The sequence below is a fragment of the Gluconacetobacter sacchari genome, from assembly GCF_014174255.1.
Taxonomy (GTDB): domain Bacteria; phylum Pseudomonadota; class Alphaproteobacteria; order Acetobacterales; family Acetobacteraceae; genus Gluconacetobacter; species Gluconacetobacter sacchari.
Genome location: NZ_JABEQJ010000004.1, coordinates 135,478 through 160,236, shown reverse-complemented (window position 1 = coordinate 160,236; position 24,759 = coordinate 135,478). Strand labels below are relative to the sequence as shown.

The window sequence follows — 24,759 nt, the reverse complement described above, 5'->3', positions numbered from 1 at the left end:
TCAGCCGGCCAGTTCCGCCGCCACAGCGGCGGCGGCGGCGGCGGGGTCGGCGGCGGTGGTGATCGGGCGGCCGACCACGATCCAGTCGGCGCCGGCCTGCCGGGCCTGGGCCGGGGTCATGACCCGCTTCTGGTCGCCGGTGGCGGTGCCGGTGGGGCGGATGCCCGGCACCACCAGCACCGGCGTGTCGCCGAGCCGGTCGCGCAGGGGGGTGATCTCGTGCGGCGAGCAGATCAGCCCGTCGGCGCCGGCCATCATGGCCAGGGCGCCCAGGCGCAGCACCTGTTGGCACGGGTCATCATGGACGCCGATTTCGTGCAGTGCGGCGGCATCCATGCTGGTCAGCACCGTCACCGCCAGCAGCAGGGGGCGCGCATCGGTCGGAAAGGCGCGGTCCACGGCGGCGCGGGCGGCCGCGATCATGGCGCTGCCGCCATGGGCGTGGATCGTCAGCATCGCGGGCCGGGTCCCGGCCAGGCTGCCGATGGCCGCGCCGACGGTATTGGGGATGTCGTGCAGCTTCAGGTCCAGGAACAGGGGGCGATTGTCCGCCACGCGGCGCACCGCGTCCAGCCCCCGCGCATAGGTGAATTCCAGCCCCAGCTTGATTGCGTCGGCGCTGCCGGCGGTCTGGTCGCGCCAGCGCGCGGCCTGGGCTTCGTCCCGCGTGTCCAGCGCCACGATCAGGCGCGTGCGGCGGGTGGTCATGGCAGCGGCGTCTCGTGCGGTGCCGGCAGGGTGGCGGGGGCCATGACGGACGGGTTGTAGGTTTCCGCCTGCTGGCGGCGCAGTTCGGCCACCTGCTCCTCCAGCGCGCGGACCTGCTGTTCCGCCCGGCGGGCGCGGCCGCGCTGGCGCAGTTCGGCGAACCAGACCGCGATCGCGCCGAGGATGAAGAAGGCGGCGGCGACGATCAGCGTCAGCACGCCGACCGAGGATTTCCAGCCCCAGTCGAGGAACCACAATTGGATCGGGTCCTGGTTGCAGGCGCTGAAGACGATCAGCCCCAGCAGGAAGGGCAGGGTGACGAGTAGACGCAGCATGGGCAGCCTCCTACCGTTTCGCGCGGTGTCCGGCAAGGATGCGGGACAGGGCCGTGCGGTGCGCCGATGCCCGCAGATCGGCCTTGATTTCCACCGCGCGGGCGTGATGTCGTTGCCGGGTCGGGGCGGAGCAGGCTCTTGAGTGAAATCATCGCGTTTCAGCGCGGCGGACGCAAGGATGACATGGTGTGGGCCGTCGTGGCGACCGTCGGGCGGGCCCTGCGTATCGCGGAGATCTATCCCGCCCGCCCGGCCGCGATGGCCGACCGCGACTGGCGGGAACAGCAGGTGCGGGCCTATGCGGCCTTCCTGCGCCAGACCCGCCAGCCGGTGCCGCGCTACAGCGTGCAGCCGATCCGCCGGGCCGACCTGCCGCGCGCCTGGCGGCCGCTGCCGGCGCTGGGCTTTCTGCGCGGGCAGTTCGTCTAGAAATCACAGCGGGATAAACGCCTCGTTCACCTTGCCTGCCGCACAGTCGTGATGTCACGATCCGGAGTACCCGACCAAGATGCATGATGGAGATGCCACCGCCACGATCGCCGGGGCGGCGGAGGCCATGGGCGCGCCGCGCGCCGAGATCGTCAGCCAGTATGTCAAGTCGGTGCGCCTCGTGGTTCCCGGTGCGCCGGGGATTCACGCCGCGCCGAAGGATCTGCCGCGCCTGAACCTGGACCTGGATGTCGATGCCCGGCAGGTCGCCGATGGGTCGGCGCTGTTCGAGGTCGCGCTGGTGCTGCGTTGCCAGGGGAGGGCGCCGGGCGGACAGGCGCTGTTCGAGGCCGACCTGGCCTATGCCGGGCTGGTCAGCGTGCGCGTGGCGGGCGGGGTCGCGGCGCCGGACGTGCTGGAGCCGATGCTGCTGATCGATATCCCGGCCCTCCTGTTTCCGGGGGCGCGGAATCTGCTGGCCGACCTGACCCGGGATGCGGGGTTTCCGCCGGTGCTGATGCAGGCGGTGGATTTCGCGGCGCTCCAGAGGGCCCGGCGGGCGGCCTGATGGTCTTTTTATTTATGAAAAGAGGAACCACAGGACTTCGCCGGATCGGGAGCGGAACGAATTAAAGCCTTAGAATAAAAGAGGATCCTGTTCCATCCGGCCCCTGTGCATTGCATTTCCGCCGTCCTGTTCGCACATTCCCGACTGACGCGCGGCGCCTGCCGCGTCCCGGATCGAGGATGGATGACGATGACGAACGGACGTGACCTGGCACCGGTGCTGGACGAGGTGGACCGCACGCTGGACGCCAGCCTGGAGCGGCTGTTCGCATTCCTGCGCATACCCAGCATTTCCGCCCAGCCCGCCCATGTGGACGATTGCCGCCGCGCGGCGGCGTGGCTGCGTGACGAGCTGGCGGCGATCGGGCTGGAGGCCTCGTTGCGCGAGACGCCGGGCCACCCCATGGTGGTGGCGCATGACCGGACGGCGGATGAATCGTCCGGGCGGCTGCCGCATGTGCTGTTCTATGGCCATTACGACGTGCAGCCGGTCGATCCGCTGGAATTGTGGGAGAGCGCGCCGTTCGATCCGCGCCTGGTGCGTGACGAGGCGGGCGCGCGGATCGTGGCGCGCGGGGCGTCGGACGACAAGGGACAGGTGATGACCTTCGTCGAGGCCCTGCGCGCGCTGAAGGCCGAGCATGGGTCGCTGCCGCTGCGCGTGTCGTTGGTGATCGAGGGCGAGGAGGAAAGCGGCGGGGCCAATCTGCTGCCGTTCCTGCAAGCCAATCGCGAGGAGTTGCGCGCCGATGTCGCCCTGATCTGCGACACCGGCATGCTGGATGGCGGGGTGCCGGCCATCACCACCGCGCTGCGCGGCATGGTGGGCGAGGAGATCACCATCCAGTGCGCCAACCGCGACCTGCACTCCGGTATCTACGGCAATGCCGCGCGCAACCCGCTGGAACTGCTGAGCTGGATCCTGGCCTCGGTGCGCGACCATGACAGCGGGCGGGTGCTGCTGCCCGCGTTCTATGACGGCGTGCAGGACCCGCCGGCCGAGGTGCGCGCCCAGTGGCGCGCCATCGGGCCCTCCGATGCCGAATGCCTGGGGCCGGTCGGGCTGTCGGTGTCGGCGGGCGAGCGGGGCTATACCGCCGTCGAGCAGACCTGGTGCCGGCCGACATTCGAGATCAACGGCATCAGCGGCGGCTATGCCGGCGACGGATTCAAGACCGTGCTGCCGGCCCTGGCATCGGCCAAGGTGTCGTTCCGCCTGGTGTCGGGCCAGGACCCAGCGCGGATTCGCGAGGCGTTTCGTGCCCATGTGCGCGCCATGCTGCCGGCCGATTGCACCGCGACCTTCGTGGGGCATGGCGGGTCGTCGGCCAGCGTGGTGCCGGCGGACGGGCCGGGACTGGGCGCCACGCTCGCGGCCCTGGGCGAGGAATGGGGACGCCCGGCGGTGACGATCGGCAGTGGCGGCTCGATCCCCGTGGTGTCGGAGGTCGGGCAGGCGCTGGGCATGGATTCGCTGCTGGTCGGCTTCGCGCGTGATGACGACCGTATCCATTCGCCCAACGAGAAATATGACCTGGTGTCGTTCCACAAGGGGATCCGCTCCTGGGTGCGGGTGCTGGATGCCCTGTCGCGCGACCGGGCGTTAGTCGCCTGATATGGTGGAGATCCTGGCCCTGACGATGGGCGATCCGGCCGGGATCGGGCCGGAACTGACGGTGGCCGCGTGGCGCGCCCTGCGCGCGGAGGGGCCGGCGTTCGTGGTGCTGGGCGACCCGGCGCTGTATCGCGACGTGCCTGTGCGCGTGGTCGGGGAGGCCGGGCAGGCGGCGGCGGTCTTTGCCGAGGCGTTGCCGGTTCTGCCGGTCGGGCTGGCATGCGCCGCGCGGGCCGGGGAGCCGGATGGGACCAATGCGCCGGCGGTGATCGGCAGTATCGCGCGGGCGGTCGAACTGGCGCTCGGCGGGCAGGCGGGGGCGGTGGTGACCAACCCGATCAGCAAGCTGGTGCTGAAGCGGGCGGGCTTCGCCCATCCCGGGCATACCGAATATCTGGCCGGGTTGTGCGGCGTGCCGGGGCGGGAAGTGATGATGCTGGCCTGCCCGGAACTGCGCGTGGTGCCGGTGACGATCCATGTTTCGCTGCGCCGGGCGCTGGACGGCCTGACGACGGATGAGATCGTGCGCTGCGGACGCACGACCGTGGCCGCCCTTCGGCGCGATTTCGGGATTGCCGCCCCCCGGCTGGCCGTTGCCGGGTTGAATCCGCATGCGGGCGAGGGCGGGGTGATGGGGGGGGAGGAGGGAGAGATCATCGCCCCCGCCATCGCGGTGCTGAGGGGTGAAGGGATCGCGGTGACGGGGCCGTGGCCGCCGGATACGATGTTCACGCCGCCGGCGCGTGCCCGGTATGACGCGGCGCTGTGCATGTATCATGACCAGGCGCTGATTCCGTTGAAGACGATCGACATGGCGGGTGGCGTGAATGTGACGCTGGGCCTGCCGATCGTGCGGACCTCGCCGGACCACGGCACCGCTTTCGATATCGCCGGGCGGGGCGTGGCCGATCCGTCCAGCCTGATCGCCGCCCTGAAACTGGCCCGCGAGATGGCCCGCAACCGGAGTGCCGCATGACCCTTTCCCCCGTTTTTTCCGCGCCGCCCCTGCGCCTTGGGGTGAATATCGACCATGTCGCCACCGTGCGGAATGCGCGCGGCGGCGGCCATCCGGACCCGGTCGCCGCCGCCATGGCCGCTGTGGCGGCGGGGGCCGACGGGATTACCGCCCATCTGCGCGAGGACCGGCGCCATATCCGCGATGCCGACCTGGCGCGGCTGCGGGCCGGGATCGCGGTGCCGCTGAACATGGAAATGGCCGCGACGGACGAGATGGTGGCCATTGCGCTGGACCTGCGCCCGCATGCCTGCTGCATCGTGCCGGAGCGGCGGGCCGAGGTCACGACCGAGGGGGGGCTGGATGTCGCCGGGCAGGTGGCGGCGCTGGCCCCGAAGGTGCGGGCGCTGCGCGAGGCGGGGATTCGGGTCTCGCTGTTCGTCAATCCCGATCCGGCGCAGATCGCGGCCTCGGCGGCCATCGGGGCGGCGGTGGTGGAGTTGCATACCGGCGCCTATGCCGAAGGGCGGGGCGGTGAATATGAGCGGCTGCGGCTGGCGGCCGCGTCGGCCGATGAGGCGGGGCTGGAGGTTCATGCCGGGCATGGGCTGACCTATGGCAATGTCGGGCCGATCGCGGCGCTGCCGCAGGTGGTGGAGCTGAATATCGGCCATTTCCTGATCGGGCAGGCGATTTTCGACGGGCTGGCCGAGACCGTGACGCGGATGCGCCAGTGCATGGATGAGGCCAGGGGCATGGATGACGCCAGGGCGAACGGGTGACGGCGCGTCAGTCGATCGCGGGCAGGGGGGCGCTTTCGGGTTCGCCCGATCGGGTGCTGGTTCTTTTCCTTGGGAGGAAGAGCGCGGGACAGACGGCCAGGAGAATGATCGCGAACGACCACAGGAACGTGTGATCGAATGCCTGGTTGAGCGCGGGTGCCAGCCCACCGTGCGCGGAGGCGCCGGCGCGGGAAATCTCGTGGCCCAGCACCACCGCGAGCAGGGCGGTGCCGATCGAGCCGCCGACGCGCTGCACGACGTTCAGCCCGCTGGTGGTGCGGGCGATCTGGTGGCGCGGCACCGTGCTCATGGCGGCGCTCATCGACGGCATCATGGTTGCGCCCATCCCCAGGCCGATCATGAACAGCATCGGTTCGATGACCCAGAACGGCGTCGTGCTCGCGATCCGGCTGAGGGCCAGCATGCCGGCGGCCACGCAGCCGAGGCCGGTCAGCACCACCCTGCCCGCCCCGATCCTGTCGGTCATGCGGGCCGCGAGCGGCATGGAGACCATCGCGCCGATGCCCTGGGCGGCCAGGAGCAGGCCCGCGTCGAACGCGGGCTCGCCCCTGACGATCTGGAAATAGAGCGGCAGGATGAGAGACATGCCGAAGAACGCGGTGCCGAACAGGAAGGTCGTCAAGGCCGAGGCGCCGACCGTCCGGCGGCCGAACATCCGGACGTCGATCAGCGGGTCCCGATGGCGCAGCGCATGCATGACGAAGGCGACGACCAGCGCCAGCCCGGCGCCGGCCGCGCTGTCTCCGGCGCGGGTGCCGAAATTGCCGGCCGCCGCGATCCGGGCGAGGCCGAAGACGAAAATCGCCAGCCCCGGGGACAGCAGCAGCAGGCCCCGCCAGTCCAGGGCGTGATGCGGCCCGGGCCGGTCCGGGTCCAGCACCCGCCCGGCGGCATAGAGCGCGATGGCGCCGATCGGCAGGTTCACGAAGAAGATCCAGCGCCACGACACGTCGTCGACCAGCCAGCCGCCGAGGACGGGGCCGCAGATCGGCCCCAGCAGCATCGGCACGCCGATGATGCCCATCAGCCGGGCCATGCGCCGGGGGCCGGCGGCGTGGCTGAGGATCGTCATCCCGGTGGGCATGATCATCCCGCCGCCCAGCCCTTGCAGCACCCGGAACAGGATCAGCGTGGGCATCGACCATGCCGCCCCCGACAGGACCGAGCCGCCGAGGAACAGCAGGATCGCCGTCATGTACAGCCGCTTGGTGCCGTAGCGGTCGGCCGCCCATCCCGTCAGGGGGATGACGGTCGCCAGTGCGAGCATGTAGCCGGTCGCGATCCATTGCGTCGTGGCCAGCGGGGTATGGAAATCCCGCGACAGGCCCCGGACCGCCACGTTGATGATCGTCGTGTCGAGGATCGACATGAAGGTGCCCAGGACGACCACCGCGGCGACCCGCAGCAGGCGCGGGTCGAGCCTGTCTTCATCCGGAGTGGGAGCGCTCATGGGGGCGATCATATCGCCTGGAAGAAGATTGCATAGACGCGATCGAATCCGGCGCGCGCCGGATTCAGGACGGTGCGAACCCCTGGGTTTCCACTTGCAGGACATAGAGCGACTGGGCGCAGCACATGAACAGGTGGTCGCGCTTCGGGCCGCCGAACGTCAGGTTGGAGCAGCCCTGCGGCAGGCGCAGCCGCCCGATCAGCCTGCCCGCCGGATTGAACACGAACACCCCGCACAGGCCGAGCGCGCCGGAGGCGCCGCACCAGAGATTGCCGTAGATGTCGACCCTGATGCCGTCCGGATTGAGCTGCTGGCCCTCCAGCCGCATGTCGGCGAAGACACGGCCGTTGGCGAGCCCCGTGCCCCGCACGTCATAGACATGGATGGCCTGGTCGCCGCCCACGGCCTGGCCGGGCGCCCTGGGCGTGGAGACGACATAGAGCCGCTTGTAGTCCGGCGCGAAACACAGGCCGTTCGGGTCGCGCAGGTCGGATTCGCTCAGGACCGCCTCGATGCCGCCGCCGGGGGCGACGCGGAACAGATGGTCGGGCTGGCGGCGGGTGCCGCCGATCTGCCCGGTCAGTTCGCTGCCGATGTTCCAGCGGATCAGACCCTTCGGGTTGGCGGGGCCGCCCGGCGCGTCGGCATGGCCTTCGGTGATGTTGTCGCCATAGCCGGGGTCGGAGAACCAGATGCTGCCGTCCGGATGCGGCACCACGTCGTTGGGCGAATTCAGGCCCTGCCCCATGAAGCGGTCGGCGAGCACCGTGACGGTGCCGTCATGCTCCCAGCGCACGACGCGGCGGAGGAAATCCTCGCACACGATCAGCCGGCCGTCGAAATCGAAGCAATTGCCGTTGGCCGCGTAGCTGTCGGGCCGGAACCGCGTGATCTCGCCCGTCTCCCAGATATAGCGCAGGGCCTGGGAGCGGATGACGTCGCTGAGGACGAGGAAGCGCCCTTCCGTGCTCCAGGCCGGCCCTTCGAGCCAGCCATGGCCGGTCGAAACCCGGCGGATGGGGGCGGCGAAATAGGTCAGGTCGCGGAAGGAGGGATCGAGCGCGATGACGTCCGGGTCGGGCAGGTAGCCCGGCGGCGCGCCCGGACCCCATTGGCGCGGCGGCTGGGTGACGACGCTGGCCGGCGCGACCGTGCCCGTTCCGCCGGGCGCGTCGGCGCGGGCCCCGCGCCCCAGAAGCGCCACCGACGCGCCGAGCCCGGCGGTGAGGAGGCGGCGCCTGGTGCTGCCGGGGCGATGGGGCGGTGTGGTGCTGGACGACGTCATGATGGTCTTGTGGCCCTGTATGGTGGTCTGTGCCTCTCTGGCAGGGAACAGCGCGGCGATCTCGTGCCGTTGGCGTGATGGCCGATCACGCTTTCGTTGGGAGGACGCCGTGCATCAGAAGACCGTCCGGACCGTGCCGAGGACCTGACGCCTCTGGCCGTAATAGCAGCTCGTCAGGCCCGTGCAGCTTGCGACGTAGCGTTTATCGAACAGGTTGTTGATGTTCACGCCCAGCCGCCATCTCTCGCCCTTGCCGAAATCATAGTGGACCGCCGCGTCGAACAGCGTGACGGCTGGGGTGGCGAAGCTGTCGCTGTTATCGGCTTCGATATTCCCGATATAGCGCAGCCCCATGCCGACGCCGAGCCCTTGGAGGGAGCGGATGGCGTGGGGCGGAACCTGGTAGTCGGACCACAGGGACAGCGTGTTGCGTGGAATCAGCGTCGGGCGCTTGCCCGTCTGCCCGGTCGTGGAGCGCGTGATGACCGGATCGAGATAGGTATAGGCGAACACGATATCGAGCCCGTCGCCCAGGCTGACATTGGCGGAACTTTCGAAGCCGCGAACCCTGATCGCGCCCGTCTGGATCGTATTCAGCGGATTGGTGGGGTCGGTCTGGCTGACATTGGTCTGCTTCAGGTCGAACAGCGAGGCGCTCATGAAACTGCGAAAGCCTTCGGGCTGGTATTTCGCGCCGAGTTCGACCTGCTTGCCGAATGTGGGCTTGTAGGGCCGGCCGTAGAAATTGGTGCCCGATGTCGGCTGGAACGAGCGCGCATACGACGCGTAGGTCATCAGGCCGAAGGGAAAGAGATATCCCAGCCCGCCGCGATAGGTGAACACGCCGTTATTCTGGCCCGTATCCGTGACGCTGGAGCGGATGATCGAATGGGTCCGGGTATCGGTCCAGTCGTACCGGCCGCCCAGTGTGACGATCACGCGGCGGAACAGCTTCATCTGGTCCTGCCAGTAGATCCCTTTCTGCTCCATCGTCTGCGTGATGTCCTGGAACATCGGGATTTTCGCCTGCGGCGTGTAGACCGGGTGGAACAGGTCCAGCGGCGTTCCGAGCGCGTAGCCGGCATGATTGGTGAAATCGCTGCGCAGGTAATCGAATCCCAGCAGGAGCGTCTGCGCGACCGGGCCGCGGTCGATATGGCCGACGAGCCGGCTGTCCGCCGTGTAGATGGCCCCCGACGCGATCTGCGCGTAGGCCAGGCGATTGAGGTGGATGTCGTCGGCCGAGAGGCCGGTGCCGTAAACCTGGCCCCAGTTCAGCGCTTCGTGCAGGAACCTGAAATTCTGCTGGAATTTCCAGTTTCTTCCGAAACGGTGCTCGTAGAGGATCCCGACGGAATACTGGTTGCGATCCCATTTGTTCAGGTCGGGCGATCCGGCGAACAGATCGGTCGGTATCGTGCCGTGCGGGTTGGGGAGCGCGGTCCCAAGCGCCGGGAGGAATTGCAGGCCGGAGGTGTGATCATGCTGGTACGAGGAAAGAAAGGTCAGGTCGTCCGCCGCCGACGCGTGCCAGGTGAAGGATGGCGCGACATAGATGCGGTTATCCTTCACCAGCCGGACCTGGGTATCGGAATCCCTGACAAGGGCGACCAGTCGCCCGTCCACGGCGCCGCCCGTCCCGGGAACCGGGCCGGTCAGGTCGAACTGTCCCTGGTAGCGGCCGTAGGACCCCGCCATGAACTGTATTTCGTGGCGCGGCGTCGCGGACGGCATCTTGCTGACCATGTTCACCAGGCCGCCCGGTGCCGCCTGGCCGTACAGGACCGAGGCGGGGCCGTTCAGGACCTCGACCCGTTCCAGGCCATATTGCTCCTGGACCGGGCCCGTGGTGCCCGGGGTGAAGCGCATTCCGTCGAGATACATGCCGTAGGTGGTCGCGTCGAACCCACGGATGCGCAACCAGTCGAAACGGGAATCCTGGCCGTACGTGTCGGCATTGACGCCCGGGGTGTAGCGAAGCGTCTCGTTGATCGTCTGGACCATCCGCTCGTCCATGGAGGCGCGGGTGACGACCGAGACGCTCTGCGTCGTTTCGATCAGGGGGGTATCGGTCTTCGTGCCCGCGCTGGCGACGCGGGCCACGGTCTGCCGGCGGCCGGTCACGTCGATTTCCTCGCCGACGGGCGTGGCGGGGGTGGGCTTGCGGTGCTTCGGGGGGGATGCGGCGTCCGGGTGCTGTCCGGTGGCGGCGCCGGCGGCGGAGGCCAGGCAGGCCATGCCGCCCGCCAGGGCGAGGTGACGGAAGGATGGGAAAAACCGGGATGGCATGGGGGTTTTCTCTCGTTGCGCCGGGAACGGTCGCGCATGGATGGCGGGCTCTGCTCTTATTGACATTGCAAGTGATTCGCAATATTAATTTCTCCTGTCGCATCGATTGGAGAGACGTCCTGCATGACCAGCCGGGCCCTGAGACGCTGGCGATGGCTCCATAAATGGAGCAGCGTCGTCTGCACCCTGTTCCTGCTTGTGCTGTGCCTGACGGGCCTGCCGTTGATCTTTTCAGCGGAAATCGACGATCTTCTCGATCCGCCGCCCGCCGCGCCGGTCGCCGCGCGGGCGATGGCGGCCCATGTGGACGAGACGGTGCGCCAGGCGTACCATGCGTGGCCCGGACAGCGGGTGCGGCTGGCCGTGTTCGATGCCGACAGCGCCCGGGTCGTGCTGCATCTGTCGCCGCATGCCGACGATGATTTCGACAGGATGCATGAACTGGCATTCGATGCCCGGACCGGCGCCCTGCTCCGCGATGGCGCGCCGGCCGGCGATGCCGTGATGGATACGATCCTGCAATTGCATGTGCGGCTGTTCGCCGGCTTGCCCGGGGAACTGTTCCTGGGGGTGATGGGGCTGGTCTTCGTCGCCGCGATCGTATCGGGCGTCGCGCTTTACGCGCCCTTCATGCGGCGATTGCGTTTCGGCGACATCCGCTGGCGGCGGTCGGGGCGCCTGCGCTGGCTCGACCTGCATAATTTTCTTGGAATCGTCACGGCCTGCTGGGTACTGATCGTCGCGCTGACCGGATTCATGAACACGCTGGCCACGCCCCTGTTCGGCCTGTGGCAGATCCGTGACGTCGCGCCGGTTCTCAGGCCGTTCGCCCATGACGCGCCCGTCATCCCCGCCACGCCGCTTTCCGCCGCGATGCGCGCCGCCGAGGAGGCGGTGCCGGGCATGACGACGCGGTTCGTCACCTTTCCGTCCCATCGCAACGGCAGTCCGGACCATTACGTGGTCTGGACGCAGGGGCGCTCCAAGCTTCTGTCCCGCTTCATGACGCCGGTTCTGGTCGATGCGACCAGCGGGCGGATCATGTTTGTTGGAAAGATGCCGTGGTATCTGCGCTTTCTGGAAATCTGCCGGCCCCTGCATTTCGGCGATTATGGTGGATTGGGGCTGAAATGCCTGTGGGGTGTGCTCGACCTGGCGACCATGGTCGTCCTGGGGTCGGGCCTGTATCTGCTGCTGTCGCGGCCCCGCCATCCGGCCCGCCTGCCCGATGCCGGCGCGCATGGCCTGTTGGAAGAGGAGGCCGCGTGATGCGCTTTTCCCGCGCCGTCTGGTACGTGCCGCTGGTGCTTGCGCTCGTGACCGGCCTGGGGCTTGTCCTGGCGCTGCTGCTCGATGGGCCGGTCGGCGACATATGCGGTATCGTCGGGCTGGGCGTCCCGTGCGGGGTCATCTGCCGGTGTCTGCTGCGCGCGACGCGCTGAGGCCTGCCGGGACGCATTTCCGTCAACCGCGCTGGACGGGAACATCCATGTTGTACCAGGCGAGTTTCGCGAAAATGTCCTCGCACGCCAGTAGTCTGGCGCGTTCTTCCGCCGTCAGGGCGTGGGCCATGGCGTCGAGCAGCCATTCCCGTCGCCTTTCCATGTCGGCGGACAGGGCCTGCAATCCGGGCGAGGTCAGCGACAGGATGATTTCCCGCCGGTCGGCGGGATTGGGCTGGCGTGCGATGTAGCGGCGCCGCTCCAGCGCGGCGATGGTGCGGGTCAGGGACTGGGGTTGCAGGAGTTCGTGCGCCGCCAGCGTCGCGGCCGGCATCGGGCCGAGCCGGTAGAGCGTGCCCATGATGCCGATCATCGTAAGGGGAATGGACGCGTCGCGCCGCTCGCGGCGCAGGCGGCGGCCGAGCCAGAGGATGCCGCTCATCAGCCGGGCGATGTCGCGTGTGTGTATCTCTGTCATTCAGGACGTACTGCGTATCTTTTGCGCGGTCATATGCTACGCATAGCGTATGGATTGGCGTGTGCCTATGACGGGAAGGAGTCCGGTCACGTGGGTTTGAGGCGCCATATGGCCGACGTGCTGCGCCTGGAGAGGCAGGCCGGAGTGGGGTGGCTGGCGGCCGTGGTGCCCGCCGCCCTGATCGTGCTGCCCATCGGGCTCGGCCTGATGGCGGGGCAGGCGCGCGCGGGGGCGGCGATCGCCGTGGGGGCGATGCTCGCCAGCAACGTCACGCGCTACGACACGGCCCGGGCGCAGATGGAGGAGAGCGCGCTGATCGTGCTGTCGCTGCTGCTGGCGTGCCTGGCCGGCGTCGGCATCGCGCCCCTTGGCGGCGGCGCGGCCGACATGGCGCTGTGGGGGATCATGACGCTGGCCGCCCTGTGCGGGAATTTCGGCCGGATGGCCGCGATCGTGACCGGGCGGTTCATCGTGTTCGCCGTGATCCTGACCGAGATGGCGCGGCACGCGCACCATCCGCGCGCCATGGTCGGGCTGGTGATGGCCGGCGGGGTCGCGGCGGCCATCCTGGTCCCGGTGCTGTCGCGGGGTACGTCCTCCTCCGCCGCGCCGCCGTCGCCGCGCGTTGGCCTGGCGGCGCGGGTGAGGCGATGGGGGCGGTCGCTGCGCCGCCTGTCGGGCTGCCAGTTCGCGCTCCGGATCGCCATCGTGATGGCGCTGACCCTGTCGATGGATGCGCTCTGGCCGGACCGGCATGGCCTGTGGGCGGGCCTGACCGCCGCGCTGCTGTGCAGGCGCCAGTTGGAGCGAGTGCCGGTCCGGGCGTCGCAGCGCGCGCTCGGGGCCATGCTGGGCGTGCTGCTGTCGTGCCTGTTCCTGTTCCATGCGCCGTCGCGGGGCGAATTCATCCTGTTCCTGTCCGGGCTCGGGGTTGCGAGCATGATGGCCCGGGCGCGAAACTACATGCTCTACAGCATGGTCGCGACGCCGCTGATCATGATCCTGGTCGGCGGGGGAAAGGTCGTCGATGGGGCCGTGCTGATCGATCGCCTGGTCTTTACGCTGGCAGGTGCGATCGTGCTGGTATCGGTAAACGGCATCGTGGCCGGATTGATAAGGATTTATGAAACAAAACGAGATCCGGTGTCCGGAATTCCGCCACATGGAGGCGCGATGCTGTAGGGAAATCGCACGCGGGCGGGTGGTGCCGGCCTGCCGTGTCGGGAGAACGCCATGCAGCTTGCCGGTGTCATCAACAGGTTCGGGTGGGGAGAACGCGGCGGCGACCTGCCGCGCGAGGCGTCGCGCGACTGGCTGGCCGGACAGGTGCATGCACCGGATGCCGCGCGCTTCGTCGGCGTGGGCGACACGGCCGACGGGCTGATCGCCCTGCGCGCGCAACGCCAGCAGAAGATGCAGGGCGACCCGCTGGTCAAGCCGATCCTACAGGCCGAGATCGCGACCCAAATGGATACCCTGCTGCTGACGGAACAGCCGTTTCGCGAACGGCTGGCGTGGTTCTGGTTCAACCATTTCACCGTCAGCGTGCGACAGGGCGGCACGCGCAGCGTGGTGGGGGCCTATATGCGCGAGGCGATCCGGCCGAACGTGACCGGGCGTTTCGTCGACATGCTGCTGGCCGTCATGCGCCATCCGGCCATGCTGATGTATCTGGACAATAGCTCGTCCATCGGGCCGGACAGTCCTGTCGGCCGGAAAAGCCACAAGGGCCTGAACGAGAACCTGGCCCGCGAGTGCCTGGAACTGCATACGGTGTCGCCCGCCGCGGGCTACAGTCAGGCCGACGTGACGGCGTTTGCCGCCGTGCTGACCGGCTGGGGCATCGACATGCGCGCCGACAGGCCGGGCTTCGCCTTTCGTGACAGGGCGCACGAGCCCGGCACGAAGACCGTGATGGGGCAGGTGTTCCCCGAGGGCGAGGACGGGGGCGTGCAGGCGTTGCGGTTCCTGGGCACGCATCCTGCGACCTATCGCCATATCGCCACGCAACTGGTCGGGCATTTTATCTCCGACACGCCGGCGCCGCGCGACGTCGCCCGGATCGTCGCCGTCCTGCAGGCCAGCGGGGGCGATCTGGGGGCGGCCTCGCTGGCGTTGGTCGATCTGCCCGATGCCGGACGCCCCGGCGGCAAGTTCCGCTCGCCCATGGATTATGCCACCGCCGTGATGCGTGCCCTGTCGCTGGGGGGCGTGCCGAGCCAGCCGGATGACCCGCGTTCTCCCGCGCATACGCTGCATGGGGCCTTTGCCGCGCTGGGCCAGCCGCTGTGGACGGCGCCGCTACCGAACGGATGGAGCGACCGCGCGGCGGACTGGTCGGCGCCGGCCGACCTGCTGGCGCGGACCGACTGGGCGTGGCGGATGGCCGCGCATGTCCGCTCGGGCGATCCGCTGGAGATCGCCCATGCCGCGCTGGGGCCGGCCCTGCGCCATCCGACCATCCTGGCGATGCGCCAGGCGGGGTCGCGGCAGGATGCGCTGGCCCTGCTGTTTTCATCCCCTGAATTCCAGAGGCGCTGACCCATGATGATCCGTCGCCGTTCCGCCCTGCTGGGGCTTGCCGCAAGCTGGACACTGGGGCGGTCGTCGCTGGCCCTCGCCGGATCGGGGGGCGGGCCGGACGATCCGCGCTTCGTCGTGATCATCCTGCGCGGGGCGCTCGATGGTCTTGCCGCCGTCACGCCCTATGGCGACCCGGACATCGCGGGGTATCGGCGCGGGCTTTTGCTGCCGCAGCCGGGGCAGGAGGGGGGATTGCTGGATCTGGGCGGTTTCTATGGCCTGCATCCGGCGCTGGCGGGAATGCACGCGCTGTACGGCGCGGGGCAGATGCTGCCGATCCATGCCGTGGCCGGGCATTATCGCAGCCGGTCGCATTTCGAGGCCCAGGATTACCTGGAAAGCGGCGCGGACCAGCGGCTGGACAGCGGCTGGCTGAACCGCGCCGTCGCCGCCCTGCCGGGGCGGGGCCACCGGCCGGACGGCTATGGGCTGGCCATGGGCCTGTCGGTGCCGCTGCTGCTGCGCGGCTCCGCGCGTATCGGCACCTTCGCGCCCGCCGCCAGCCAGCATCCGGACGCGGCCCTGTACCACCAGATCGCCGCGCTGAACGCGGGCGATCCGCTGACCGGGCCGGGATTTCGCGACGGGTTGAAGGCGCGCGGCTTCTCCGATGCCGTCGCGGGGGAAGCCGGAGACGGTGCCGCGTCCGCTCCGGGACAGGGGGGCAGGCCGGACCCGTTTTCCGTCCTGGCCGGCGCTGCCGGGCGGATGCTGGCGGCGCCGGACGGGCCGCGCGTCGCGGCGCTGGAAATCGGCGGCTGGGACACCCATGCCGGCCAGGTGGGGCGGCTGAAGGGGCCGCTGGGCCAGCTCGACCGGGGGGTGCGGGCGTTGCGCGGGGCGCTGGGGGACGGCTGGACGCGGACGGTGGTGCTGGCGATGACCGAGTTCGGCCGGACGGTGCGCATGAACGGCACCGGCGGGACGGACCATGGCACGGCGACCGTCGCCTTCCTGCTGGGGGGGGGGCGTGGCCGGGGGGCGGGTCGGCGGCACATGGCCCGGGCTGCGGCAGGAGCAATTGTTCGAAAACCGCGACCTGGCGCCGACCACCGACCTGCGCGCGGTCGCGGCCGGCGTGCTGCGCGACCATCTGGGCGTGCCCCATGGCGCGCTGGCGCGGATCTTTCCCGGGACGACGGGCGAGACGATGCGCGGGCTGGTCCGCGTCGCCTAGACATCGGGAGCGGACCCCGCCTGAACGTGGCGGCGCGCGCCCGGGTGCGGCCGTGGAACCCGAAAGACGCATGCATGTGGCGCAATGGTATTCTGCCGATAATCGTCTTGCGTGCCGAATATCCGATTGCGGTCGGCGAGATTCGAGGGGGAATTGTTTGAGGAAACGTTAAGATAACGGGACTGATTACCATTTCGAAATATGATGGTAATCAACGATTTCTTTTGTATTTCTTGACATGTGGCCCCTGATGTGACGTGATATCCGGTCTGGGATAGGGTTGTCAGAGGCTTTTTTGATGCGCGTACGCTTCCGGCAGCCGGTCGAGATCGTGGAGCATGTGTCCGACACGGTGCTGGAACCGGCCCATGCGGCGTATTATTCCGGGCCACCGGGGAAATTCCTGCCCCTGCTGCTGCGGGCGCGGCGGGATTTCCTCTCGATCTGGCGGGTCGGCGACTATCGGGAGAAAGTGTCGCAGGTCCGGCTTTTCGGCCGCCAGATCGTCCTGGTGAACGCGCCGGAGGTGATCCGCGACATCCTGGTGAAGCGGCGCGACAATTACGAGCGCAAGAGCCCGCAGATGCGCCGCGCGCTGGAATATCTTCTGGGCGACGGGCTGTTCATTTCCGACGGTCCGACCTGGCGGCAGCGGCGGGCCCTGGTCTCCGACATCGTGCATAAGGACCGGGTGCCGGCCTTCAGTCCGATCATCGAGCGGACCGCCCTGGAAATGGCGCGACGCTGGAAGCAGATCCCCGACCGTACCACCATCGACATCCTGCCCGAGATGGCGGCGCTGACGGCGGAGATCATCTCGCGCAGCGTGTTCGGCCAGGAACTGGGCGATGCGGACACCGCCGAGGTGTCGGCCAGCTTCACGCAGTACCAGGCGTTGGTGGATTCGACCAATCCCGGATATTTCCTGGGGCTGGACGAGGGGTTGCCGATGGTGCGCACGCCCGCCCTGCGACGCGCCGTGCGGCGCATGCATACCGTGATCGACCGGATCGTCGAGGATCATCTGGCCGGCCGGGGCAGCCATCATTCGATGATGGAGCTGCTGGTCCGGCGCCAGGCGCGCAACCCCGAACTGGGGCTGAACGCGGTGGCGCTGCGCAACGAGGCCGCCACCATCTTCATGGCCGGGCACGAGACCACGGCGGCGACGCTGACCTGGGCGTGGTACCTGCTGGCCCGCGCGCCGTGGGTGGAACGCGCCGTCCATGACGAGATCGCCGCCGTGTGCGGCGACCGCGCGCCGACGCTGGACGACCTGCCGCGCCTGCACTGGTGCCAGGCGGTGATCGATGAAACGCTGCGGCTGTATCCGCCGGTGCCGATCCTGGCCCGGCAGAACGCCGAGGCGGACCGAATCGGCGATATCGATGTCCGCCCCGGATCGCTGATCCTGATCGTGCCGTGGCTGCTGCATCGTACCGAAAGCCTGTTCGAGGCGCCGCACGAATTCCGGCCCGAACGCTTCATGGACGGGCGCCGGCCCGCGCCCTACAGCTACATCCCGTTCGCCAGCGGCCCGCGCGTGTGCCCGGGCCAGCATTTCGGACTGACCGAGGCCGTTCTGTGCCTGGCGATCCTGGCCCAGCGATTCCGCTTCGTCCTGCCGCCGGGGCAGAAAGTCGTGCCGCAATGCCGGCTGACGCTGCGGCCGCGCGACGGACTGCCGGGGATGCTGGTCCATCGGCGGCGGAGGCCCGCTGGCGATGCCGTGACGTGCCCGCCCGCACGGGAGCGGGAGCATGAATCCGCCGGCTGTCCTTACTCCGCCTGACCGGTGCGCGTGACAGGATCGGGGTCAGCGACGCCGGGCCTGCCGGCATCCGGTCGATCGTCATCGACGGCGCATGGCCCAGCCGCGCGGCAGGGGAGCGTTCAAGGCGGCCTCTTAACCTGAAGTTATGACAGACGGTTGTTTTTGATCGTTGACGGACAACATTATTTGTCCGTAACGTTACGAAAATAAAATAAATAATATTCTGACAAATCGTCGACACGACGGGGCTTGTCCGGTTCCGGGCGGTCTGATCGGGCCGGAGGCGTGCCGTGTCGGTATGGATGCATGCGGCAGGAGAAAACGAAATGACTGTTCGGCGGTGGTCGACGCGGGGTCCGCGTATCAGGGCCGGGTTGCTGCGCACGACGGCGATCGCGGGCCTTGCGGTGGTGGCTTCGGCCGTTTCCTCGGCGGAAGCCGCCGAGATCGCGACGCCCGCGCATGAGCACACGAGGAAACCGCATCCGGGCGCGGCGGCACGGCCTGTCGCCGGGCAGCATCCCCGCCCTGCCGCGCCCGCCCATGAGGACCCGGAAGCGATCCGGGTCGAGGCGTCGCGTGTCCGCAGCCATGGGGCCGAGGTTGCCGTCACGCGCGTGGTGATGGATCGATTCGTTTCCGGCACGAATCCGATGCAGGTCCTCTCGATGACCACGCCGGGGGCCAATTTCGCCTCGACCGATGCCTTCGGCCTCGATACGTACGGCAATACGTTCTATGTGCGTGGCTTTACCCAGATGCAGATCGGCGCGACGCTGGACGGCATACCGCTCGGCACCCAGGGATTCGCCAATTACAATGGCGTGTCGATCACCCAGGCGATGATCCAGGACGATCTGGCGGGCATGACGATGTCGCAGGGGGCCGGCGCGCTGGATTCGTTCTCGGCGCAGAATCTCGGCGGCGCGATGACCTATACGAGTTCCGACCCCAAGGACAGGCCCGGCGGCAAGATCAGCCAGACATTCGGCAGCTACAATGCCTATCGCACCTATGGGCGGGTGGACAGCGGCCTGTTGAACCCCACCGGCACCAAATTCTATGCTTCCTTCGCCCGCACCGATACGAATATGTGGAAAGGCCAGGGCTACCAGAGCGAATTGCAGGCCGATGCCAAGGTCGTGCAGCCGGTCGGCGACCGGGGCAGGATAACCGCCTTCTTCGGCTACGGCAATTTCACGCAGGGAAATTACCTGACCCTGACGAAGAACATGTGGGAAAGGATGGGCCGCTACACGACCTATCTGAAGCCGGATTACGAAAAGGCCAAGCTGTGGGCCTATTATGCGCAATATACCAGCGACGTTCCGCCGGGGTACCAGGGTATCCTGTCCAATGACGAGATCGGCGATTATGCCTGAGACGCGTCACAGGTGCAGCGCACCTATCTCTCGGCGGTCACGGGCCATTTCGATCTGTTCAGGAATGTCGCCTCGGATATCGTCGCCTATGGCGATATCAGCAGCGCCATCCATGGCGGGACCAATAATTTCGTGACCTCGCCCAGCTATGGCGTGCCGGCGCTGCTGGCCGACGGTATGGTCTCGGGCGTGCCGATGGCCTTGCAGATGGCGCACGCCGCCATGCGCCGGAGCACCGGATCATGATCCAGATCCAGTCGATCTGGTTCCCGCTCTACGACCGCAATCCGCAGACCTATGTGGACAATATTTTCTTCGCCCCGAAGGATGCCTATCGTCCGGCCACGGTCAGCGTGGAGATCGCCCGGCGCTGGCCGGAAGTTCATGGCGGCCCTCTGAAGGGTCCCTGAGCGGTCCTTGCCCCCCGGGGCAAGGGGACGGCGCGGCGGGTTTGCCCGGTTTGCGCATCGTATCATGGATTGTATCGTCCAAGAAATGTCGAAATATATCGTGTTGCAGACGGTATGCATGGAACGTGCGCGCGCGGCCCGTCGTGACGCCGCCGATCGTGGGAGGCCTGGGCCGCAGCGCGATCATATATGGTCACGGCCACGACGCGCCGGGGTCGGGAAAACCATGTGCATCCAGCTTTCAACCGGCCAAAACGATGCAATTTTGCAACAGATTCCGGTGAAGGTCATCAGTTATGATGGTGAAGGCTATCGGTTATGACAATGGCGGTTGCCTGTGAAAGCTGGTTGCTGATACGAACTTGTCCGAGTGGTCGGTTTCCCCGAAATGATTGTGCGATGTCGATGCATTCGGGGCGTGTTGATGTTTTCTGCCCCTCTGACAAGAAAAAGGCCGTCTATACATGGTCATACGCCTTCGCCTGAGTGTTCTTCTTGCCAGCACCGCCATTGCCGGCCTGACCGGTACGGCAGCGCGCGCCCAGACGGCCAGCGTCGCCCCCGGCGCCACGGCCACGGCGCCGACGCCTACTGCCAAGGCCGCCCCGGCCCAGGAGGAACCGAAGCCGGAAGTCGTGAACGTGACCGGTCGCACCGCGCTGACCCGGTCGCCCGGCGCGGGCCTGATGCGGGTCGAGACGGCCCCCAAGGCGATTCAGACCATCACGCGCGACTTCATCTCGAAGCAGTCGCCGACCACGAACATCCAGCAGATCCTGAAGATGCTGCCCAGCGCCAACGTGATGGATCAGGATTCCTTCGGCCTGTACTCCGGATCGACGATGATCCGCGGCCTGGACCAGACGAATATCGGCTGGACGCTGGACGGCATGCCGCTGAACGATATCGGCGGCGGGCAGTTCTATTCGAACGAGGTGCTGGAGGCCGAGGATCTGGAGACGGTTTCGCTGCTGCCCGGTTCGGTCAATCTCGACAGCCCGATCGTCAGCGGTGCCGGCGGCCTGGTCGCGGCGACGATGAGCAATCCTTCGCACAAGATGGGTGGCCTGCTCGATATCTCGTTCGGTTCGTTCGACATGACGCGCCAGTTCCTGAAGCTGAATTCAGGCGATATCGGCAATAGCGGCGTGCGGTTCATGTTCGCCTTCAGCCATACCAAGGCCAACAATTATCGCGGCCCCGGCCTGTCGGAGAAATTCCATTACGACTTCAAGCTCGTGAAGGATTTCGAGAATGGAAGCCATACCGGGCTGACCGTTTCCTACAACGACCAGGTCAATGATTCGTTCCTGAACCCCAGCCTGTCGCAATATCGCACCACCGGCTACAGCACGAACTACGATGCCAATTACGGCGGCATCAAGGATACCAACTACTACCGGCTGCACGTCAATCCGTTCCGCAATGTCGTGGCCATCCTGCCGACCCATATCGTCATCAACTCGCGTCTTTCGATCGACGATTCGGCCTATTTCTGGCATGGTATCGGCAACGGCACGGGGGCCAGCACCCTGACCGAAGGCAAGACCTATTACGGTGGCCAGTATGTGCCGGTTGACCTGACCGGGGACGGGCGGGTGACGAACGGCGCCAGCTATCTGGCGCTGACGCCGTCGAACCAGGAGCAGTTCCGCCCCGGCAATACGATCAAGGTCAATTACCAGCTCGGCAGCCATCATCACCTGACGGCCGGCTGGTGGTACGAATATGCCAACCTGCTGCAATATTCGCCCGTCGGCAGGGTCGATCAGGCAACCGGCGAGCCGTACAATATCTGGGGTACCAATGCCCTGGTCAAAATGCCGAACGGCCAGCCCTATAATTATCGCGACTTCCTGAGCCTGTCGCAGGTCAACATGCTGTTCATCGGCGACAGCATGGATTATTTTGACCGCAAGCTGCATATCGACCTGGGCTTCAAGGAAGCCATGATGACGCGGCGGGTCTATAATTACGTGGCCGGTCCCGGCGGCACCTATAACCGCAACCTGCATGTGGCCGAGCCGCTGCCGCAGATCGGCATTGCGTGGAACTTCAACCGCCACCATCAGATTTTCGTGGATGGCGCGACCAACTTCAAGGTGCCTTCGAACACCTCGCTGGTCGATTATTACTCCAATACCTCGGCGGCGCGTACTCAGCGCGGCGGGGCTTCGGTGCCGCAATATTCGATCTCCGAGGAAATCGGCTATCGCTATAATGGCGATACGGTCATCGGCAGCGTGTCCTTCTTCAACTACAACATGACCAACCGCCTGCTGACGCTGACCCAGTATGATTCGGCGGGTGGGGCCAGCTACAGCCAGACCGTCAATGCCGGTGGCCAGACCTCGCGCGGCGTCGACGTGCAGGTGTCGACGCGTCCGATCCTGTATCATCTGCGCCCCTATGCCTCGTTCGAGTATCTGAGCGCGCGGATCGACAACAATATCGGGACGACGGGCGTTCGCAATGGCGTCACCATCGCCGATTACCTGCCGACCAAGGGCAAGAACCAGATCAACAGCCCGAAAGTGATGGCGGCCCTCGGCCTGGATTATGACGACGGGCGCCTGTTCATCGGCGCGCAGATCAAATATGTCGGCAAGCAGTACGCCACGCTGATGAACGACAGTTCGATCCCGAACTACATCACCGATGCCGTCAATATCGGCTATCGTTTCGGCAGCCTCGGGTTCCTGAAGTCGCCGCAGATCCAGCTCAACATGACCAACCTGACCAATGCGAAGTTCCGCAGCGGTGTCTACACGTTCCAGAACACGCTCAATGGGGTGACGGGCGTGAGAGGCAGTACCATTGCCGGTGCGCAGCCTGTCTATTACCTCCAGACGCCCTTCACGGCCGTCGTGACGGTCTCGACCGGCTTCTGATCCATGCGGCGCCCTTCGGGGCGCCGTTCAGGGAAATCGGAACTCTGCAAAAAGCCTTTCAGCGAATGGATTCGCTGAAAGGCTTTTTCATGTCGGCGAGGCGCGGAAAAGCATCGTCGGGCCGGTGATCGTGCCAGGACAGGACGATGACGGGCATCATGAAGGCCAGACATTCCGTGAAGAACAGGCCCATGATGATCCGCCGGGCGAGGTCGAGCCCGTCGACAGGGGCGGGGGCCATCGCCACATGGAACGCGGTCAGCGCCAGGCCGATGGAGGCGAGTAGCGCGATGGTGACGGCCATGGCCATCCAGCATTGCCCGACGATGCGGCGTTCGGCTTCCGTGCGTTCCTCGGCCGGTTTGCGCAGGATCGGATGGCGCGACCGGACATCGCTGAGCGATAAAAGCGAGATGAGGAAGGGAAACCAGATCGTGGCCATCGCCCAGCCGTGGTAGCGGCCCAGCACCTGCCATGCGGCCATGCCGGTCGTGAGCGTGCAGAGCGTCAGCGGTATCCACAGTTTCGGTGCCAGACGCGGCGGCCGGGGCTGGGGATCGACGGTGAAATCCACCCCGAGCCGACGCAGTGGCGCGGTCAGGACCATGGCGCCGCGATCGAGCGCGGCGGTCAGCCGGGCGTTGGTCCGGGCGAAGGACGAGGGATAGGGCATCGCGTCATCCTGCTCGTCCTGCGCCATGATGATATCGCCCTTTATTTTCCCGTGCCGCCGACCGTCAGGCCGGTCATCTTCAGGGTCGGCTGGCCGACGCCGACCGGCACGCCCTGTCCGCTTTTACCGCAGGTGCCGATGCCGGGGTCAAGCGCCATGTCGCCGCCGATCATCGACACTTTCGTCATCGCGTCGGCGCCGTTGCCGATGAGGGTGGCGCCGCGCACCGGGGTGGTCACGCGGCCGTCCTCGATCAGATAGGCTTCCGAGGCCGCGAAGACGAACTTGCCGGAGGTGATGTCCACCTGGCCGCCGCCGAAATTGACGGCGTAGAGGCCGCGCCGGGTGGAGCGGATCATCTCCTCGGTGGTGGCGGTGCCGCCCAGCATGATGGTGTTGGTCATGCGCGGCAGCGGCGCATGGGCGTAGGACTGGCGCCGCCCGTTGCCGGTGGGGCGCGCGCCCATCAGCCGCGCGTTCATCCGGTCTTGCAGGTAGCCGGTCAGGATGCCGTCCTCGATCAGCACGGTGCGGCCGGAGGGCGTGCCCTCGTCATCGACCGTCAGGCTGCCGCGCCGCTCGGGCAGGGTGCCGTCATCGACCACCGTCACGCCGGGGGCGGCGACACGCCGGCCCATCAGCCCGGCGAAGGCGGAGGTGCCCTTGCGGTTGAAATCGCCCTCCAGCCCATGGCCCACGGCCTCGTGCAGCAGGATGCCCGGCCAGCCGGCGCCCAATACCACTTCCATCTCGCCGGCTGGGGCGGGGGCGGCGTCGAGATTGACCAGGGCCATCCGCAGGGCCTCGTCCACCGCGCCCTTCCAGACAGCCTCGTCCAGCAGGCGGGTATAGGCGTAGCGGCCGCCCAGCCCGTGGCCGCCGCTTTCGCGCCGGCCGTCGCGTTCCACCACCACCGACACGTTCAGCCGCACCAGCGGGCGCAGGTCGGCGACGCGGGTGCCGTCGCCGCGCACGATCTGCACCGCCTGCCATTCCGCCGCCAGCGAGGCCGAGACCTGCACCACGCGGGCATCGCGGCCCCGGGCGTAGCTGTCCAGCGCCGACAGCAGGGCGGCGCGGGAGGCGAAATCGGTATCGCCCAGGGGATTGGCGTCGCCATACAGGCGCTGGTTGGTGGCCTGCGGGGCCGCCGCCATGGTGCCGGAGCGGCCGGCGCGCACCTGGGTCACCGTGTCGGCGGCGCGTTTGAGGGCCGATTCGCTGAGTTCGTCGGAATGGGCGAAGCCGGTTTCCTCGCCCAGGATCGCGCGCAGGCCGAAGCCGGAGGAGGTGTCGAAGGTCGCGGAGCGGATCACGCCGTCATCCAGCGAGATGAATTCGCTCTCGCGATATTCCAGGAACAGCTCGCCGTCGTCCATGCCCTCCAGCGTGCGGCGGATCAGCGCCTCGGTCCCCGAGCGGTCGAGCGTGGCGCCCGGGCGGTCGAAGAACAGCCGGTCGGTCGCCGTCAGCGGATTCAGGATCGGGTCGGTGAGGGTCATGAAAGGCGGAC

Annotated in this window: 21 protein-coding genes and 2 pseudogenes; 15 read left to right on the top strand and 8 right to left on the bottom strand. The window is 67.4% G+C overall.

Annotated features, from left to right (window positions below; genetic code table 11):
* Both pyrF and HLH48_RS04965 read right to left on the bottom strand, forming a co-directional pair.
* Complete coding sequence (pyrF, locus tag HLH48_RS04970; RefSeq protein WP_182996388.1) at positions 1-708, bottom strand: orotidine-5'-phosphate decarboxylase; 708 nt, start codon at positions 706-708, stop codon at positions 1-3.
* Complete coding sequence (locus HLH48_RS04965) at positions 705-1,043, bottom strand: LapA family protein (protein ID WP_182996387.1); 339 nt, start codon at positions 1,041-1,043, stop codon at positions 705-707. Before HLH48_RS04965 ends, pyrF begins: the two co-directional genes overlap by 4 nt.
* Positions 1,044-1,181: 138 nt before the next feature.
* On the opposite strand from HLH48_RS04965, the gene HLH48_RS04960 reads away from it, so the two are divergent.
* The 5 genes from HLH48_RS04960 to HLH48_RS04940 all read left to right on the top strand — a co-directional run bounded on the left by HLH48_RS04960 (position 1,182) and on the right by HLH48_RS04940 (position 5,391).
* Positions 1,182-1,472 carry a hypothetical protein gene (locus tag HLH48_RS04960; protein ID WP_182996386.1) on the top strand — a complete coding sequence of 97 codons (291 nt, stop codon included), beginning with the start codon at positions 1,182-1,184 and terminating at the stop codon, positions 1,470-1,472.
* A 79-nt stretch (positions 1,473-1,551) separates the two neighbouring features.
* Entirely contained in the window at positions 1,552-2,040 is a 489-nt protein-coding gene (locus HLH48_RS04955) for a protein-export chaperone SecB (protein ID WP_182996385.1), read from the top strand.
* A 183-nt stretch (positions 2,041-2,223) separates the two neighbouring features.
* Positions 2,224-3,654: a M20/M25/M40 family metallo-hydrolase gene (locus HLH48_RS04950; RefSeq protein WP_182996384.1), complete on the top strand. Its 1,431-nt coding sequence runs from the start codon at positions 2,224-2,226 to the stop codon at positions 3,652-3,654.
* Position 3,655: 1 nt separating this feature from the next.
* Entirely contained in the window at positions 3,656-4,630 is a 975-nt protein-coding gene (gene pdxA / locus HLH48_RS04945; RefSeq protein ID WP_182996383.1) for a 4-hydroxythreonine-4-phosphate dehydrogenase PdxA, read from the top strand.
* Complete coding sequence (locus HLH48_RS04940; RefSeq protein WP_182996382.1) at positions 4,627-5,391, top strand: pyridoxine 5'-phosphate synthase; 765 nt, start codon at positions 4,627-4,629, stop codon at positions 5,389-5,391. The genes pdxA and HLH48_RS04940 overlap by 4 nt, the downstream gene beginning before the upstream one ends.
* Before the next feature lie 7 nt (positions 5,392-5,398).
* On the opposite strand, the gene HLH48_RS04935 is transcribed toward HLH48_RS04940, so the two are convergent.
* From HLH48_RS04935 to HLH48_RS04925, 3 genes are all read right to left on the bottom strand, one after another.
* Entirely contained in the window at positions 5,399-6,862 is a 1,464-nt protein-coding gene (locus HLH48_RS04935; RefSeq protein ID WP_220794997.1) for a DHA2 family efflux MFS transporter permease subunit, read from the bottom strand.
* 64 nt (positions 6,863-6,926) lie between these two features.
* Positions 6,927-8,147 carry an SMP-30/gluconolactonase/LRE family protein gene (locus tag HLH48_RS04930; RefSeq protein WP_182996380.1) on the bottom strand — a complete coding sequence of 407 codons (1,221 nt, stop codon included), beginning with the start codon at positions 8,145-8,147 and terminating at the stop codon, positions 6,927-6,929.
* A gap of 114 nt (positions 8,148-8,261) precedes the next feature.
* Entirely contained in the window at positions 8,262-10,436 is a 2,175-nt protein-coding gene (locus HLH48_RS04925; RefSeq protein WP_182996379.1) for a TonB-dependent siderophore receptor, read from the bottom strand.
* 123 nt (positions 10,437-10,559) lie between these two features.
* Between HLH48_RS04925 and HLH48_RS04920 the strand changes: the two genes are divergently transcribed.
* Together HLH48_RS04920 and HLH48_RS04915 are read left to right on the top strand one after the other, a co-directional pair.
* Entirely contained in the window at positions 10,560-11,705 is a 1,146-nt protein-coding gene (locus HLH48_RS04920; protein ID WP_182996378.1) for a PepSY-associated TM helix domain-containing protein, read from the top strand.
* Positions 11,705-11,878 carry a hypothetical protein gene (locus HLH48_RS04915; protein WP_182996377.1) on the top strand — a complete coding sequence of 58 codons (174 nt, stop codon included), beginning with the start codon at positions 11,705-11,707 and terminating at the stop codon, positions 11,876-11,878. Before HLH48_RS04920 ends, HLH48_RS04915 begins: the two co-directional genes overlap by 1 nt.
* Before the next feature lie 22 nt (positions 11,879-11,900).
* Here the strand turns inward: HLH48_RS04915 and HLH48_RS04910 are convergent, their stop codons facing one another.
* Positions 11,901-12,356: a MarR family winged helix-turn-helix transcriptional regulator gene (locus tag HLH48_RS04910; RefSeq protein WP_182996376.1), complete on the bottom strand. Its 456-nt coding sequence runs from the start codon at positions 12,354-12,356 to the stop codon at positions 11,901-11,903.
* 90 nt (positions 12,357-12,446) lie between these two features.
* On the opposite strand from HLH48_RS04910, the gene HLH48_RS04905 reads away from it, so the two are divergent.
* The 8 genes and pseudogenes from HLH48_RS04905 (at position 12,447) to HLH48_RS04875 (ending at position 22,573) form a co-directional block, all read left to right on the top strand.
* The gene (locus HLH48_RS04905; protein ID WP_182996375.1) at positions 12,447-13,538 is read left to right on the top strand and encodes an FUSC family protein; all 1,092 of its coding nucleotides are present in this window, start codon (positions 12,447-12,449) and stop codon (positions 13,536-13,538) included.
* 51 nt (positions 13,539-13,589) lie between these two features.
* The gene (locus tag HLH48_RS04900) at positions 13,590-14,897 is read left to right on the top strand and encodes a DUF1800 domain-containing protein (protein ID WP_182996374.1); all 1,308 of its coding nucleotides are present in this window, start codon (positions 13,590-13,592) and stop codon (positions 14,895-14,897) included.
* A gap of 3 nt (positions 14,898-14,900) precedes the next feature.
* Positions 14,901-16,116 (top strand): annotated as a pseudogene (locus HLH48_RS04895) (DUF1501 domain-containing protein).
* Positions 16,117-16,414: 298 nt separating this feature from the next.
* Positions 16,415-17,908, top strand: coding sequence for a cytochrome P450 (locus tag HLH48_RS04890; protein ID WP_182996373.1), 1,494 nt, complete (start codon positions 16,415-16,417; stop codon positions 17,906-17,908).
* A 308-nt stretch (positions 17,909-18,216) separates the two neighbouring features.
* Complete coding sequence (locus tag HLH48_RS04885) at positions 18,217-19,272, top strand: TonB-dependent receptor plug domain-containing protein (RefSeq protein WP_373320311.1); 1,056 nt, start codon at positions 18,217-18,219, stop codon at positions 19,270-19,272.
* A gap of 12 nt (positions 19,273-19,284) precedes the next feature.
* Positions 19,285-19,518, top strand: coding sequence for a hypothetical protein (locus HLH48_RS23740; RefSeq protein ID WP_373320310.1), 234 nt, complete (start codon positions 19,285-19,287; stop codon positions 19,516-19,518).
* Positions 19,500-19,682, top strand: a pseudogene (locus HLH48_RS04880) (hypothetical protein); the annotation flags it as partial. The gene HLH48_RS23740 and the pseudogene HLH48_RS04880, both read left to right, overlap by 19 nt.
* A 464-nt stretch (positions 19,683-20,146) precedes the next feature.
* Complete coding sequence (locus HLH48_RS04875) at positions 20,147-22,573, top strand: TonB-dependent receptor (RefSeq protein ID WP_182996372.1); 2,427 nt, start codon at positions 20,147-20,149, stop codon at positions 22,571-22,573.
* A gap of 58 nt (positions 22,574-22,631) precedes the next feature.
* Here the strand turns inward: HLH48_RS04875 and HLH48_RS04870 are convergent, their stop codons facing one another.
* Complete coding sequence (locus HLH48_RS04870; RefSeq protein WP_182996371.1) at positions 22,632-23,273, bottom strand: hypothetical protein; 642 nt, start codon at positions 23,271-23,273, stop codon at positions 22,632-22,634.
* A gap of 14 nt (positions 23,274-23,287) precedes the next feature.
* Positions 23,288-24,748 (bottom strand): metalloprotease TldD, encoded by a 1,461-nt coding sequence (gene tldD / locus HLH48_RS04865; protein WP_182996370.1) that lies wholly within the window; start codon positions 24,746-24,748, stop codon positions 23,288-23,290.
* Positions 24,749-24,759 lie beyond the last annotated feature (11 nt).